At 40.9% G+C, this 13673-nt stretch carries 17 protein-coding genes and 1 pseudogene; 3 read left to right on the plus strand and 15 right to left on the minus strand.

What is annotated here, in order from left to right; genetic code table 11:
* Nucleotides 1-10: 10 nt before the first annotated feature.
* The 4 genes from H8S51_RS10325 to H8S51_RS10340 form a co-directional block, all read right to left on the minus strand.
* On the minus strand, nucleotides 11-1945 hold the full coding sequence (locus H8S51_RS10325; RefSeq protein ID WP_186898760.1) for a YgiQ family radical SAM protein: 1935 nt from the start codon (nucleotides 1943-1945) through the stop codon (nucleotides 11-13).
* Nucleotides 1946-2023: 78 nt separating this feature from the next.
* Nucleotides 2024-2734 (minus strand): pseudouridine synthase, encoded by a 711-nt coding sequence (locus H8S51_RS10330; RefSeq protein ID WP_117922171.1) that lies wholly within the window; start codon nucleotides 2732-2734, stop codon nucleotides 2024-2026.
* A gap of 96 nt (nucleotides 2735-2830) precedes the next feature.
* Complete coding sequence (locus tag H8S51_RS10335) at nucleotides 2831-3673, minus strand: M23 family metallopeptidase (protein ID WP_186898759.1); 843 nt, start codon at nucleotides 3671-3673, stop codon at nucleotides 2831-2833.
* 46 nt (nucleotides 3674-3719) lie between these two features.
* Nucleotides 3720-5177, minus strand: coding sequence for an aminoacyl-histidine dipeptidase (locus tag H8S51_RS10340; RefSeq protein WP_118208830.1), 1458 nt, complete (start codon nucleotides 5175-5177; stop codon nucleotides 3720-3722).
* Nucleotides 5178-5207: 30 nt separating this feature from the next.
* Here H8S51_RS10340 and H8S51_RS18430 point away from each other — a divergent pair.
* Both H8S51_RS18430 and H8S51_RS10345 read left to right on the plus strand, forming a co-directional pair.
* Nucleotides 5208-5573, plus strand: a pseudogene (locus H8S51_RS18430) (nucleoside recognition domain-containing protein); the annotation flags it as partial.
* A gap of 237 nt (nucleotides 5574-5810) precedes the next feature.
* Complete coding sequence (locus H8S51_RS10345; protein ID WP_241070676.1) at nucleotides 5811-6191, plus strand: hypothetical protein; 381 nt, start codon at nucleotides 5811-5813, stop codon at nucleotides 6189-6191.
* On the opposite strand, the gene H8S51_RS10350 is transcribed toward H8S51_RS10345, so the two are convergent.
* From H8S51_RS10350 to H8S51_RS10395, 10 genes are all read right to left on the minus strand, one after another.
* Nucleotides 6118-6723 carry an ATPase gene (locus tag H8S51_RS10350; protein ID WP_117922175.1) on the minus strand — a complete coding sequence of 202 codons (606 nt, stop codon included), beginning with the start codon at nucleotides 6721-6723 and terminating at the stop codon, nucleotides 6118-6120. The genes H8S51_RS10345 and H8S51_RS10350 overlap by 74 nt on opposite strands.
* A gap of 12 nt (nucleotides 6724-6735) precedes the next feature.
* The gene (gene coaD, locus H8S51_RS10355; RefSeq protein ID WP_117922176.1) at nucleotides 6736-7221 is read right to left on the minus strand and encodes a pantetheine-phosphate adenylyltransferase; all 486 of its coding nucleotides are present in this window, start codon (nucleotides 7219-7221) and stop codon (nucleotides 6736-6738) included.
* 36 nt (nucleotides 7222-7257) lie between these two features.
* Nucleotides 7258-7812 carry a 16S rRNA (guanine(966)-N(2))-methyltransferase RsmD gene (gene rsmD / locus H8S51_RS10360; RefSeq protein ID WP_186898757.1) on the minus strand — a complete coding sequence of 185 codons (555 nt, stop codon included), beginning with the start codon at nucleotides 7810-7812 and terminating at the stop codon, nucleotides 7258-7260.
* Between the two features lie 89 nt (nucleotides 7813-7901).
* A complete protein-coding gene (locus H8S51_RS10365) occupies nucleotides 7902-8444 on the minus strand; it encodes a CinA family protein (RefSeq protein ID WP_186898756.1) in 543 nt (180 codons plus the stop codon).
* Nucleotides 8445-8455: 11 nt separating this feature from the next.
* On the minus strand, nucleotides 8456-8998 hold the full coding sequence (gene pgsA, locus H8S51_RS10370; protein ID WP_117922179.1) for a CDP-diacylglycerol--glycerol-3-phosphate 3-phosphatidyltransferase: 543 nt from the start codon (nucleotides 8996-8998) through the stop codon (nucleotides 8456-8458).
* Between the two features lie 41 nt (nucleotides 8999-9039).
* Nucleotides 9040-10374, minus strand: a complete 1335-nt coding sequence (rimO, locus tag H8S51_RS10375) for a 30S ribosomal protein S12 methylthiotransferase RimO (RefSeq protein WP_117922180.1) — start codon at nucleotides 10372-10374, stop codon at nucleotides 9040-9042.
* Nucleotides 10364-10609, minus strand: a complete 246-nt coding sequence (rpoZ, locus tag H8S51_RS10380) for a DNA-directed RNA polymerase subunit omega (RefSeq protein WP_186898755.1) — start codon at nucleotides 10607-10609, stop codon at nucleotides 10364-10366. Before rpoZ ends, rimO begins: the two co-directional genes overlap by 11 nt.
* 97 nt (nucleotides 10610-10706) lie before the next feature.
* The gene (gmk, locus tag H8S51_RS10385) at nucleotides 10707-11345 is read right to left on the minus strand and encodes a guanylate kinase (RefSeq protein WP_117922182.1); all 639 of its coding nucleotides are present in this window, start codon (nucleotides 11343-11345) and stop codon (nucleotides 10707-10709) included.
* A complete protein-coding gene (locus H8S51_RS10390) occupies nucleotides 11326-11595 on the minus strand; it encodes a DUF370 domain-containing protein (protein ID WP_117922183.1) in 270 nt (89 codons plus the stop codon). The genes gmk and H8S51_RS10390 overlap by 20 nt, the downstream gene beginning before the upstream one ends.
* A gap of 11 nt (nucleotides 11596-11606) precedes the next feature.
* On the minus strand, nucleotides 11607-12485 hold the full coding sequence (locus tag H8S51_RS10395) for a YicC/YloC family endoribonuclease (protein ID WP_117922191.1): 879 nt from the start codon (nucleotides 12483-12485) through the stop codon (nucleotides 11607-11609).
* A 297-nt stretch (nucleotides 12486-12782) separates the two neighbouring features.
* On the opposite strand from H8S51_RS10395, the gene H8S51_RS10400 reads away from it, so the two are divergent.
* Nucleotides 12783-13079, plus strand: coding sequence for a helix-turn-helix transcriptional regulator (locus H8S51_RS10400; protein WP_186898754.1), 297 nt, complete (start codon nucleotides 12783-12785; stop codon nucleotides 13077-13079).
* Between the two features lie 32 nt (nucleotides 13080-13111).
* Here H8S51_RS10400 and H8S51_RS10405 read toward each other — a convergent pair whose 3' ends face one another.
* Nucleotides 13112-13648 carry a transcription repressor NadR gene (locus H8S51_RS10405; protein ID WP_186898753.1) on the minus strand — a complete coding sequence of 179 codons (537 nt, stop codon included), beginning with the start codon at nucleotides 13646-13648 and terminating at the stop codon, nucleotides 13112-13114.
* Between the last annotated feature and the right edge of the window lie 25 nt (nucleotides 13649-13673).

Genomic DNA, 13673 nt, shown 5'->3' on the forward strand with positions numbered 1-13673 from the left:
ATTTTTCTTTCTATTTCTTTTTATGAATATTGCGGATCGTCTTTTTCTTCTTTGCACCGGTACTCTGTCTGGCTCTGTTTCCGGCTGTAGCCGTCCGTCTGTCGTTTTTTGCACCATTCCTGCGGAAAGTATTTTCTCCCTGATGTTCTCTTCGCGGACGGATCAGGCAATGTTTATCATATCCGATCAGATCAGTTCTTCCGGCTTTTGTGAGAGCTTCAACCACCAGATCATAATTTTTCGGATTCCGGTACTGGATCAGGGCTCTCTGCATTGCCTTCTCGTGCGGATTGACGGCAACATAAACCGGCTCCATCGTGCGCGGATCTAATCCCGTATAGTACATACAGGTCGAAATCGTTGAAGGCGTCGGATAAAAATCCTGCACCTGTTCCGGCATATACCCAAGATCCCGTAAAAATTCAGCCAGCTCTACTGCTTCTTTTAAAGTAGAACCCGGATGGGAGGACATCAGGTACGGAACCAGATACTGTTTTTTACCCAGTTTTTCATTCATGTCCTTATATGCCTTCACAAATTTCTTGTAGACCTCAACACTCGGTTTTCCCATCTTCTCTAATACAGCATTCGATATATGTTCTGGTGCAACCTTAAGCTGACCGCTGACGTGATGTTCACAGAGTTCACGTAAAAAAGTACGGTCTTCATCATAGATCAGATAATCAAACCGGATACCTGAACGGATAAAAACTTTTTTTACATTTGGAAGCTGTCTTAACTTCCGAAGCAGGGAAAGATAATCTTTGTGGTCTACTTTCAGATTTTTGCACGGCTGCGGAAACAGACACTGCTTATGAGGACAGACACCTTTGGTGAGCTGCTTGTCACATGCCGGTGCACGGAAATTTGCCGTTGGTCCTCCTACATCATGAATGTATCCTTTAAAGTCCGGCTCCCAGACGATCTGGTTTGCCTCCGCTAAAATGGATTCATGGCTCCTGGTCTGAATAATGCGTCCCTGATGGAATGTCAATGCACAGAAACTGCATCCACCATAACAGCCACGGTTGCTGACTAAAGAAAACTTTACTTCTTCAATCGCAGGTACCCCTCCTGCTTCCTCGTAAGACGGATGGTATGTTCTCATATAAGGAAGCGAATATACCTGATCCATCTCACTCTGTGTCAGAGGTTTTGATGGCGGATTCTGTACCACAAACATTTTGCCGTCATAAGTTTCGAACAGACGTTTTGCCACAAACGGGTCTGTATTGCTGTACTGTACATAAAAACTCTTTGCATATTCTTTTTTGTCCGCAAGCAGTGCTTCATACTGAGGCAGTTCGATCGCATCATAGATGTCTTCACGTTTTCTGGTCTTATATACAGTACCATCAATAAATGTAATATCTTTAATGTCAAGACCACTGTCTAGGGCATCTGCAATTTCTATGATACTGTGTTCACCCATACCATAGGAAATGATGTCTGCGCCGGAATCTAAAAGAATTGAACGTTTTAATTTATTCGACCAGTAATCATAATGTGCAAGCCTTCTTAAACTCGCCTCAATCCCACCAATGATGATCGGTTTATGTTTATAGGTCTGCCGGATCAGATTACAATAGACGATTGTTGCATAATCCGGACGTTTTCCCATTACTCCTCCCGGTGTGAAGGCATCATTCTGTCTTCTCTTTTTCGAAACAGAATAATGATTTACCATGGAATCCATATTTCCCGCGGAAACAAGAAATCCAAGCCGGGGTTCACCTAAAATATTGATGGATTCTTTATCATGCCAGTCAGGCTGCGCAATAATTCCGACTTTATAGCCATGCGCCTCTAATAAACGCGATATGATTGCATGTCCAAATGACGGATGATCCACATAAGCATCACCACACACATAAACAAAATCAAGCTGGTCTATGCCGGCTTCTCTCATGTCCTCTTTGCTGATTGGTAAAAAACCGTTTTTCATGTTAATCCTCATTTCTGTATGTTACGTTACAGGCAATTTAAATATCCGATATACCTCTGCCTGTTTTGTCTTTTTTTCTTATCTTACATTACGCAGCCGCTGTAATTCCGGTTCTGTCAATGGACGATATTCACCGGGCGCAAGATCATCCGGCAGAACAAGTGTACCCATTTCCACACGTTTCAGATAAGTAACCTTCTTCCCGACCGCCTCAAACATCCGTTTGACCTGATGAAACTTCCCTTCTGTAATTGTTAACCTGATCTTTGAATTGTCACCCTGATGCAGAATCTCCAGAAGTGCCGGTTTTGTAGGCTTCTCCTCTCCTATATCAACTCCATTTTTAAAAAGGTTAACATCTTCTTCTGTGACCAGACCGTCAATTTCTGCATAGTAAACCTTCGAAACATGCTTCGTTGGACTAAGCAGATCATGCGCTAATGCTCCATCATTTGTGATAAGCAGCAATCCTTCGGTATCAATATCAAGTCTTCCTACCGGAAAAAGATCATGCCTGGCAGTGTCAGTCAGATAGTCCATAACTGTCCGGTGCAGATTATCTTCTGTTGCACTCACACAGCCAGCCGGTTTATGGAATAGATAATATTCATACTCTGTATACGTGAGTGGGTTTCCGCGATAACATACCGTATCATTTTTTTCATCCACCTTTTGCTCCGGTTTCTTTATCACTTCCCCATTTACGGTGACAAGACCGGAACGGATATATTTTTTTACTTCACTTCTGCTCCCTGTTCCAAGTTCGGTCAGCAATTTATCCAGCCGCATGTTTTCTCCATTCTTTCAGATGCATCTGTATAGATCAGCTCTTATTTTCTGTATTTGTGTTATGTTCACAATCATATTGCCTGAAAAATTTATAACTTACCTGAGTACGCCGCCCTGTCTTTCCCATAAATAAGATAGCATTGGATATGAATTGACAGAAAACTCCGTTCCATTTTTATCATTCAGATAAATCCCCATATGAAGGTGAACCACAAAATTCCCAGTTGTTCCCTCCACGTCGCTGTAGCCGGTATCTCCCATAAATCCAAGGAATGTCCCAGCCGATATCTGTTCACCGATCTGAAAATCTTTTGCATACTCTGCCAGATGAGCATAATAAAAATATGCTCCGGACGGACTGCGGATTCCGATCCGGTAGCCGCCAAGACGCAGCCAGCCTATATTTTCCACGACACCGTCCGTCATGCTGTAGACCGGATATATTCCGCGCACATTTTCAGATGCCATAATATCGCATCCTTCATGACCACGGTCACCGCCAAAAGTCCGGCTCTGCATCCAGCTGTTTTCAAAACCGACCGTATCATCCGGTTTTCCCACAATTTTTCCAACCGGGAAACACAAAAGATCACTCCAGGCACATTTGACATATTCCTTTATTTCTGAAAATTCATCACCACGATATTTTTTTGCATCAGAAAGCTGCTCTTTCAATGTCCGAGGATCTGTTATCTGACAGTCTGATGCAAAATACATCGTCAGTAATTCACTGAATTTGTCAATATCTGATTCCGCGGCATCAAAAAAGGTATCGCTCTGATCTTTTGTCAGGTTATGGTTCCGCAGATTGTCAAATGCCTTTTCATAAGAAAAACAGTTTCTCCTGTGTGCACTCTCTGATATTTCTTCTGTCAAAAGTACCTGAAGCACTGCCATTCCAAGTAAAAACAGGCACTGCCATAATCTGACTTTTTTCATAAGATCAGCCCGGACTCCCTCATTTTATTTGTGATATTAATTTTTACTATTTACATCTCTTTAAAAATTCCACGATCAGTTTCCATACCTTTTCCGTAGAAGAAATGCTGAGACGTTCTTTTGGTGTATGAATATCAAAATTATCCGGTCCAAAAGAAACACAGTCTAAATCTGCGATCTTGCCAGATAAAATACCACACTCAAGTCCCGCATGAATTGCTTCAAATACCGGCTCTTCATGGAACAATTCTTCATATACCGCACTGATTCCCTCACGGATATCTGACTCGGCACGATATTCCCATGCCGGATAATCTCCGCTTACAGAAATCTCACCACCCAAAAACTCAGCTAAGTATTCTAATTTGTCTTTTAATTCTTCTTTTCTGGTAGAAACGCTGCTTCGTACAGAAGCCGTCAGCTCCAGAGCATCTTTGGTCAGTTTCATGATTCCCGTATTTAAAGATGTTTCAACCAGTCCAGGCATTACCATACTCATATGCTGTACACCATTTGGTACATTGCGCAGATAGAATATCACTTTTGTCATGGAAGAATAAGATAATACATCATATTCGCCTGCTCCATTTTCTTTTACTTCAATGCAGACAGCCGGATCTGAAACAGCATATTCTTTTTTAAAGATATTCTCTAATTCCGAAACATAATCCAGAAATTCTGTCTTTTTTTCCTCCGGGATAACAATTTCTGCTTCACTCTCACGTGGGATTGCATTATCTTTTAATCCGCCTGCAAATGAAACAATTGCCATTTCCATACGATCAAAAAGATATTTCAATACGCGTCCCATCAGAATGTTTGCATTTGCATGTTCTTTATCAATCTCACTGCCAGAGTGACCGCCCTCTAAACCGGTTACAGTCAACCCCACACTATATCCCTGCTGTGTCTGCCATGTTACCGGGATCACCGTGTCCACGGTCATGCCTCCGGCACAGCTTGTCAGAAAATGACCTTCCACATCAGAGTCAATATTTAACATCTTGTGGCCTTTTAACATGGAAAGGTCTATAACTTCTGCCCCAAGCATACCGATCTCTTCATCTACCGTGATCACAGCTTCCAGCCTCGGATGTGCGATTTCCGGTGAATCCATGATTGCCAGTATATAGGCAACTGCAATACCATCATCACCGCCTAATGTCGTTCCTCTTGCTTTTAAGAAATCGCCATCCACATAAAGATCAAGACCATCTTTTTCAAAATCAATCTCCACGCCCTTTTCTTTTTCGCAGACCATATCCATATGTCCCTGCATGATGATCGGATCTGCATTTTCATAACCGGCAGATGCCTCCTTTATGATCACAATATTGTTTGCCTCATCCTGGTAATATTCCAATTCATGCTCTTTTGCAAAAGAAACTAGATAATCACTGATCTGTTTGGTGTTTCTTGAGCCATGCGGAATCTCTGCTAATTTTTCAAAATATGCAAATACTTTTTTTGATTCTAACTCTGGTAAATTTAATTTGTTCTTCATAGATGCCTCCTGTTTCTCATATATTCTAATATGAAAAAAAAATTATTATTATTGTATATCCTTATTTTTGTTATTTATATTTTATTTTTCCCCAAAAGCGCAGTAACTGCAGCTGCAAATGGACTCATTCTGTGGTATGAGCGTGTGCTTCCCTCTCTACTGCCATTTGCTATTTTATCCAATATACTGATCTACTCCGGTTTTACGGAATATCTCGTAAAACTCTTTTATCCTTTTCTCCGCCTGATCTTACCAACCAGCAGAAACGGTTCGTTTGTATTACTTTCAGGTTTTCTGTTTGGTTTTCCAATGGGAAGTAAAAACTGTGCTGAAATGTTAAAATGCGGGCAACTGGAATACATAGAAGCAAACATACTGTTTATGGTTACAAACAATATCAGTCCTGTATTTATCAGCGGTTATATCCTCTGTCAGGAGCTCCAGATGCCTTCTCTGATCTTTCTCAGCTATCTGGTGTTATTTCTTCCTCCCATTATTACCGGGAGAATTCTGTTTGCCATCGTACAAAGGAGAAGAAAAACACTTGCCAGGCAAAACAGTAAAAACACCAGCACATACAAAAAGCCAGCATCTGGATCTCAAATAAATTTTAAAATCATAGACGCCGGCATCATGAACGGTTTCGAAACATTAACCAGACTTGGAGGTTATATTATGCTGTTTTCCATGATTTCTTCCATGCTTCAGCTGATTCCATTTCCGGAAAGCATAAATCTGATGCTCTGCGGATTTACAGAAATCACAAACGGTATCAAAGCCGTGAGTCAGTCATCTCTCTCACCTGCACACCGCTACACACTTGCCATGGCATTTACCGCTTTCGGCGGGCTCTCCGGTCTGGCACAAACTGGTTCAATGATAAAAGGAACCAGTCTCTCCATCAAAACATATGGAATGTTTAAACTTATCATGACCGTAATTACTGCTGTTCTGGCATGGGCTGCTGTATCTCTTGTGTATCCGGCTGCTGTTCTTCCTGCAGGTCTGCCGTAGGATTCAACTCGGCACGATTTGTGGTGACAACATCAAGAAATCCCTGCAGAGCACTCATATATGCCTCGCTTCTTGCCTTTGAAGAATCCATTGCATGCGAGATCGTGCTCTCTAAATTCTTTAAAATATCGTCTGTATACTGCATAGCGCCCATACGGATGTTATTGGCATCATTGGTCGCATTGTCTAAGATCTCCTGTGCCTGCTTCGTTGCGATCATGACAACTTCATTTGCCTGTGCATATGCCTGCTGCATAATTTCATGCTCGCTGACAAGTTCATCGGTTTTCACCTGCGCCTGGGCGATGATTGCATCCGCTTTTGCCTGTGCATCTGCTAAGATTGCCTCTTTATTGCTGATAATCTTCTGATATCGCTTGATCTCATCCGGAGTCTTACTACGGAGTTCATTTAATAATTCTTCCATAGTCTCACGGTTTACAATGATCTTAGACGGTGCAAAGGCCTGTGTCTTACAGCCGTCAATATAATCTTCGATCTCATCTATTATCTGTTCAATTCTGCTGGCCATAGTAACCACTCCTTATTTTTTAATCTGATACTTTTCATAAATCCGGTCTATAAAACGTGTCGGCACAAACTTGGATAAATCTCCTCCATAAGATGCAAATTCTTTCACGATCGTAGAACTCAGATAAGAATACTGGAGACTGGTTGTCAGAAAAATCGTCTCTACTTCCGGATTTTCCACATGATTTGTCTGTGCTATCTGCAGCTCATATTCAAAATCGGTTACAGCCCTGAGTCCTCTTACAATGATCGTTGCGTCAATTTCCCTCATATAATCAACTAACAGACCATCAAAACATGTCACTGTAACATTTGGCATGGAATCCGTCATCTCTTTAATCATACTAACACGTTCATCTAAAGAAAACAACGAATTTTTTGCGCTGTTATTAAGTACCCCGACAACAAGTTCGTCCACAATTTTAGCAGATCGTTCTATAATATCTAAATGACCTAATGTCAGCGGATCAAAACTTCCCGGATAAATTGCTTTTTTCATAGGTTCCTCCCATACAGATGGATCACATAATTTTCTCTAGTTGTTTCTGATGATAAATGCATGTTCATTTGTCTTATATGTCTTTAAGCGTTTTAATGTATATCCCATGTCTGACAGATAGTCAAATGACGTATCGAGAGAAGCCTCAACAATGATCATCCCATTTTCTTTTAAAAGTGAGGAGTCTTTCAGGTAAGTTAACACCTCATATTCCAGTTCCTGTTTATATGGAGGATCCATAAAGATGATATCAAACCGGTATTTTCCTTCCATCGCTCTTAAAGCAGATAAAACATCCGAATTATATAATTTCGTCTCTTTTGTGAACTTTGTAAATTGAATGTTATCCTCTACACATGCAGCCGCCTTTTTATTGTTTTCAACAAAAACGGCATACTGTGCCCCCCTGCTGACTGCCTCAAGTCCCATCTGTCCGCTTCCGGCAAACAGATCTAAAAAATAACATCCCGGAACCTCGTCCTGTATGATATTAAACAAAGTTTCTTTGATACGGTCTGTGGTAGGTCTGGTGTCAAGTCCCTCTACTGTCTTTAAAGGAAGGCTTCTCGCTGTTCCTGCAATAATTCTCATATTACACTCCATTCTTGCCCGTATTCAGGGCATCTCAAGTTTGTGCGCAAGCACAAATCTTGCGTGTAAAAAATCTTTGATTTTTCACACTAATCTCCATTATACTCTTTTTCTATACATTTCTTTAGCAGTAAAAGTGCACTCTCTGTAGCACTTTTTCTTACATCCATGCGGTTACCGGAAAACAAATGACGTTCCGTCACTGTTTTTCCATTCAGATAACAACCGATAAAAACCAGTCCGACCGGGCACTCTTTTGTTCCACCGTCCGGTCCCGCAACGCCTGTCACGGACACGGCAGCCATGGTTCCTGCTGTTTTTGCTGCCGAAGAAGCCATATCTGCTGCTGTCTCACTGCTCACCACACCATAAGTGTCAATGGTTTCAGGTGCAACATGTATCATTTTTACTTTTGCTTCGTTCGAATATGTCACATAGCCTTCGGTAAAGAATTCTGAAATTCCCGGAACATTGATCAACGTCGATGCGATCATCCCACCGGTAGCGGATTCAGCCGTGGTAATCGTGATTTGATATTTTTTTAACAAACTATAAATGGAATATTCCAGCGGCTCCTGTGCCACATTTTTCCCGGTACAGGAATCACTGGAATCATATACATGTTCAGCCAACTGCTATTCTCCTATTTCTGCTCTTTTAAAACATTTTTGTTCTTGGCAATATAGTCGATCAAAGATACAACTGTAAGTATAAGTGCAATGTATGTAAGAACCGTGCCAAGCACTGCAAAAAACTGATTTGGGATATCTAAGATCAATACAATCACCATCAGCATCTGGAAAACCGTTTTAAATTTTCCCCAATAGCTGGCAGCAATTACAATTCCATTGTCGGCTGCAACCAGACGAAATCCGCTGATAATAAATTCTCTTGCGATGATAATGATAACGATCCATGCTGCAAGCTGTCCTTTTTCAATCAGACAGATCATTGCTGAGCAGACAAGCAGTTTGTCTGCCAGCGGATCCATAAATTTTCCAAAATCAGTAACCAGGTTATATTTTCTCGCAATCTTACCATCTAACATATCAGTAAGGCTTGCAATAATGAAAATTGCTACTGCAATATAATTTCCATAACCTTCAAAATACGGAGCAAGCATAAAAAAAACAAAAAACGGAATCAATATCATACGCATTACTGTCAGTTTATTTGGCAAATTCATAATTTACACTCTCCATTCTGCACAATAAATTTTAAATACGATCAGATCAATTCTCCAATCAGATCATACTCATAAGCACCGGTCACACGTACCTTTGCAATATCTCCAGTCATGAGTTCTTCATCTGTGTTGATAAAAATGTAGCCATCCACATCAGGCGCATCACGGTAAGTTCTTCCGACGTATGCATTTTCATCGCTCACTTTTCCCTCAATGAAAACGTATAACTCCCTGCCTTTCATAGTCTCATTTTTATCAAAAATGATCTCTTCCTGTAGCTCCATGACATCTGCCTGCCAGTCTTTTTTCAATTCTTCGTCAACCTGATCTGCAAACTCAGCAGCAGGTGTTCCTTCTTCCGGCGAATACGTAAAAGCTCCGAGACGGTCAAACTCCATATCATTGATAAACTGCATCAATTCTTCATGCATTTCCTGCGTTTCGCCTGGAAAACCACAGATCAGTGTAGTACGCAGTGTAATATCCGGAATACGTTCACGTAAATGCGTAATTATCCGTACCAGATCAGCATTGTTTGTTCTTCGTCCCATACGTTTTAATATGGTATCGTTTGCATGCTGGATCGGAATATCCAGATAATGGCACACTTTCTCATTGCGGATCATTGCATCAATAAGGTCTTCGTATATTTCTTCCGGATAACAATACATGATACGGATCCAGAACAAACCATCAATTTTGTTTAATTCATCTAACAGGCGATGCAGTGACTTTTCACCATAGAGGTCTACTCCATAAAGTGTGGTCTCCTGTGCTACTAAGATAAGTTCTTTTGCTCCAGCAGCAACCAGCTCTTTTGCCTGTGCGATCAGATCTTCCATCGGAACACTGCGGTAATTACCACGGATGTACGGAATGATACAATAAGTACATCGTTTATTACATCCCTCTGCGATCTTTAAATACGCAAAATGTCCACCTGTTGTCACAGACCGTTTTGTATGCAGTGTCGGAAGTCCCTCTAATGTTTTAAAATTTTCATAGTGTTTGCCCTCTAAGGACTGATGAACTGCGTTTACAATGTCTTCGTAGGAATTCGTACCAAGGATTGCATCCACCTCCGGGATTTCCTTGATAATCTCCTCTTTATAGCGCTGTGCAAGACATCCTGTCACAATCAGGGCTTTTAACCTGGCTTCTTTTTTCAGTTCTGACATCTCAAGGATGGTATTGATGCTTTCCTCTTTTGCATCATTGATAAAACAGCAGGTATTGACAATAATTATGTCCGCCTCCCGCTCATCATCCGTCATTTCGATCCCATCATCCCTTAACATGCCAAGCATAAACTCTGTGTCGACTAAATTTTTGTCACATCCGAGTGATACAAATAAAAGTTTTAAATTATTCTTCATCCGATGACTCCGGTAAAATCTTTACTTTTCCTTCATAAAGTTCTTCTACTGCGATAGATAATGGTTTCGGGCATACTTTCTTCTCTGCCATCGGCTCATCACCTGCAATAATCTGGCGTGCTCTTTTTGCCGCTGCGATCACAATAGAATAACGGCTGTTTACAACCGGCTCCTCGCCAATCTCCACACCGTCATTTACAACTTTCATTAATTCTACATAAGATGGATGTATCATAATAATTCCCCTTTCTTTGCGCATTGCGCATATGGCGGTTACCCGCACTTAAATTCTTATATTTATGCTACAGATAGTAATCTGTGTCATGGACAAACTATTTTGAAAATGCTTTTAGTTCATTCCGCATTTCCTGTATCGCTGTCGTATTTCGATTCACGCGGTAATGTTCATTTTTTATGATCTGATGAACTTCCTCCACGCATTCTTCCAATATATCATTGACCACAAGATAATCATAGGACTCAATGCCCTCTGCCTCTTCAACAGCTCTCGCCAGTCTTGACTCAATTACATCCATGGTCTCTGTTCCTCTGCCTACCAGACGATTTTTTAACTCTCCGGCGCTTGGCGGAGTCACAAACAAAAGTAACGTATCCGGGAACTTTTCTCTGACTTTCAGTGCTCCCTGGATCTCGATCTCTAAGATGACATCTTTCCCGGCTTCTAACTGTTCTTCCACATATGCTTTCGGTGTTCCGTAATAATTGCCAACGAACTGGGCATATTCGATCAGCGCATCTTCTTCTATCATCTGTTCAAACTGTTCTCTGGTGCGGAAAAAATATTCCACACCATCTGTTTCGCCCGGTCTTGGATTTCTTGTTGTGGCTGAGATAGAAAGTGCATAGCTGTCAGCATATTTTTTCATCAGTTCTTTCATGATGGTTCCTTTTCCAGAACCGGAAAATCCGGATACCACCGTAAGGATTCCTCTATTCTTTCGCATCATCATATACCTCTGTCACATTGCCGTTAAACCGGCCTGCAAGTGTCTCCGGCTGCAATGCTGATAAAATGATCTTATTATTTTCTGTAAAAATGACACTTTTCGTTCTGCGTCCCTGTGTCGCATCGATCAGATTTTCCTGTTCCTTGCCTTTCTGTACCATACGCTTTGCCGGTGCAGAATCTAAGGATACGATGCAGACAATCTTATCGGTATTGACCATATTGCCGAATCCGATATTCATTAACTTTGCCATACACCACCGCCCTATTCTATATTCTGAATCTGTTCCCTGACTTTTTCGATATCCGTCTTTAAGCTGATACCGATATCAGAAATTTCAAGATCATTCGTCTTAGAAAGGATCGTATTGGCTTCGCGGTTCATCTCCTGTGCGATAAAATCAAGCTTTCTGCCCACACTTCCGCCTGTCTCTAAAGTATCTTTGGTACTCTTAATATGACTGCGCAGCCGGACTGTCTCTTCATCCACACAGATCTTATCCGCAAAAATTGTTACTTCTGTTGCAATTCTTGCATCATCAATCTGACGGTCACCTAACAACTCAGCCACTTTAGCTTCTAAACGTTCCCGATATTCTTTAATGATCATAGGAGAACGTTCCTCGATAAAGTCAACATAAGAAAGCATGCCATCAAGTTTCTCGCACAAATCTTTCTTTAAATGTTCGCCTTCTTTGATCCGGCTCTCCACGAGCTGCTCTGCTGCACCACGTATCGCCCTTTCAAGTCCCATCCAAAGCGATTTTTCATCGATACTCTGTTCTTCCATGGCAAACACTTCCGGATATCTTGAAAGCGTACTCACACGGATATCATTATCAAGTCCGAACTTCTCAGCCATCTGATTTAAATATGTCAGATACTGGGCTGCAAGTGCTTCATTGTATTTTAATGAAACATTATCCTGCGTAAAATCTTCATAACTGATAAAGATATCGACTTTTCCCCGTTCCATATACTCTTTCAAAAGAGTGCGGATCGCACTTTCAAAGAAATTCAGCTTTTTGGGCATCTTGATATTAACATCGAGATAACGGTGATTGACCGCTTTTATCTCTACTGTAAATTTACGGTCTTCATCCGCAAATTCACACCGGCCGAAACCGGTCATACTTTTTATCATATCTTTCTCCGTTTCTGCAAAATAACCTGTCACGTAAAAATCACTTATGCATCACGGCTTCATCTCTTCTCGTATGCATAAGTGATTTTATTATAAAGCGAATTTGGTTTCAAGTCAATATAGCGGATTTTTTATTTTACTTTAATTTTCAGACTGCAACGACTATTTATGTTTTTCATCATATTGCTTTCTGTGCTTCCATGCAAAGAAAAGTGCAGCGCCAACAACAAAAACAAGAACTACATAATGCAACATCATTTTGTATAGAATACTATACACATACATATGGAGGTATGTATGATTGCAGACAAAATTAAGCTTTTACGGGAAGCAAGTCATCTGACACAGACAGAGCTTGCAAAAAAGTTAAACATCACGCGAAGCAGCGTCAATGCCTGGGAAATGGGTATTTCCGTTCCATCTACCACTTACCTGATCGAACTCTCCTTACTTTTTCATGTTTCTACAGACTTTTTACTAGGCTTAGAACAAAATAATACCATTGATATTTCCACGCTTTCTGAACGTGAAGCTGTACTAGTCTATGAATTGGTGGATTATTTTACTTCACAAAAAAAAGATGTTGTCGACTGACAACATCTTTTTGGGTTGGCAATATTACTTTCTTACTGTTCATACGGAAGTAATTCCGCAAGATATCCTTTCTTTTTGAGTGCTTCCTCTATCTCATTTAACACTTCTTCACTCTCAGCGCTGATCTTATGAAAATGATATCCAGATGTCACATTGAGAAGTGGTGTTGATTTTCCTGTTTTTAAATCATCCATAAAATTCTGCACATCACGCCTGCTCTTGATGTTTAACGAGGCATCTAACTTTCCATAAACCCGGTGATTGACCATGACGTTGACCACACAGCCACCAAGATCAACGATTGTGGTAAGTTCATCCTCCACCTGTTCATTGGTATGACAGACTTTAAATATCTTAGACGCCTGTTTCGGCTCATCTAATAAATATCCCCTTGCCGTAGAAATAATCGGATACCCTTGTGTGCGGAGAAGTGCAATATCCTGTACCACAACCTGTCTGCTGACACCTGTTTTCTTTCCAAGTGCTGTACCCGACACCGGTGTATCTGCTTCCCGTATCATGGTAAGGATTTCTTTTCTTCTGTCTATTCCGGTCATTTCTTTTTCCATTTGCGATCCTCTCCTTTTTGACTCT

This window comes from Roseburia rectibacter (assembly GCF_014287515.2).
GTDB lineage: Bacteria > Bacillota > Clostridia > Lachnospirales > Lachnospiraceae > Roseburia > Roseburia rectibacter.

Bases quoted from the DNA above. Each gene is read 5' to 3' on its own strand.
- H8S51_RS10325 (WP_186898760.1), bottom strand. From the start codon at position 1,945: ATGAAAAACGGTTTTTTACCAATCAGCAAAGAGGACATGAGAGAAGCC.
- H8S51_RS10330 (WP_117922171.1), bottom strand. From the start codon at position 2,734: ATGCGGCTGGATAAATTGCTGACCGAACTTGGAACAGGGAGCAGAAGT.
- H8S51_RS10335 (WP_186898759.1), bottom strand. From the start codon at position 3,673: ATGAAAAAAGTCAGATTATGGCAGTGCCTGTTTTTACTTGGAATGGCA.
- H8S51_RS10340 (WP_118208830.1), bottom strand. From the start codon at position 5,177: ATGAAGAACAAATTAAATTTACCAGAGTTAGAATCAAAAAAAGTATTT.
- H8S51_RS10345 (WP_241070676.1), top strand. From the start codon at position 5,811: ATGAACGGTTTCGAAACATTAACCAGACTTGGAGGTTATATTATGCTG.
- H8S51_RS10350 (WP_117922175.1), bottom strand. From the start codon at position 6,723: ATGGCCAGCAGAATTGAACAGATAATAGATGAGATCGAAGATTATATT.
- coaD (WP_117922176.1), bottom strand. From the start codon at position 7,221: ATGAAAAAAGCAATTTATCCGGGAAGTTTTGATCCGCTGACATTAGGT.
- rsmD (WP_186898757.1), bottom strand. From the start codon at position 7,812: ATGAGAATTATTGCAGGAACAGCGAGAAGCCTTCCTTTAAAGACAGTA.
- pgsA (WP_117922179.1), bottom strand. From the start codon at position 8,998: ATGAATTTGCCAAATAAACTGACAGTAATGCGTATGATATTGATTCCG.
- rimO (WP_117922180.1), bottom strand. From the start codon at position 10,374: ATGAAGAATAATTTAAAACTTTTATTTGTATCACTCGGATGTGACAAA.
- rpoZ (WP_186898755.1), bottom strand. From the start codon at position 10,609: ATGATACATCCATCTTATGTAGAATTAATGAAAGTTGTAAATGACGGT.
- gmk (WP_117922182.1), bottom strand. From the start codon at position 11,345: ATGATGATGCGAAAGAATAGAGGAATCCTTACGGTGGTATCCGGATTT.
- H8S51_RS10390 (WP_117922183.1), bottom strand. From the start codon at position 11,595: ATGGCAAAGTTAATGAATATCGGATTCGGCAATATGGTCAATACCGAT.
- H8S51_RS10395 (WP_117922191.1), bottom strand. From the start codon at position 12,485: ATGATAAAAAGTATGACCGGTTTCGGCCGGTGTGAATTTGCGGATGAA.
- H8S51_RS10400 (WP_186898754.1), top strand. From the start codon at position 12,783: ATGATTGCAGACAAAATTAAGCTTTTACGGGAAGCAAGTCATCTGACA.
- H8S51_RS10405 (WP_186898753.1), bottom strand. From the start codon at position 13,648: ATGGAAAAAGAAATGACCGGAATAGACAGAAGAAAAGAAATCCTTACC.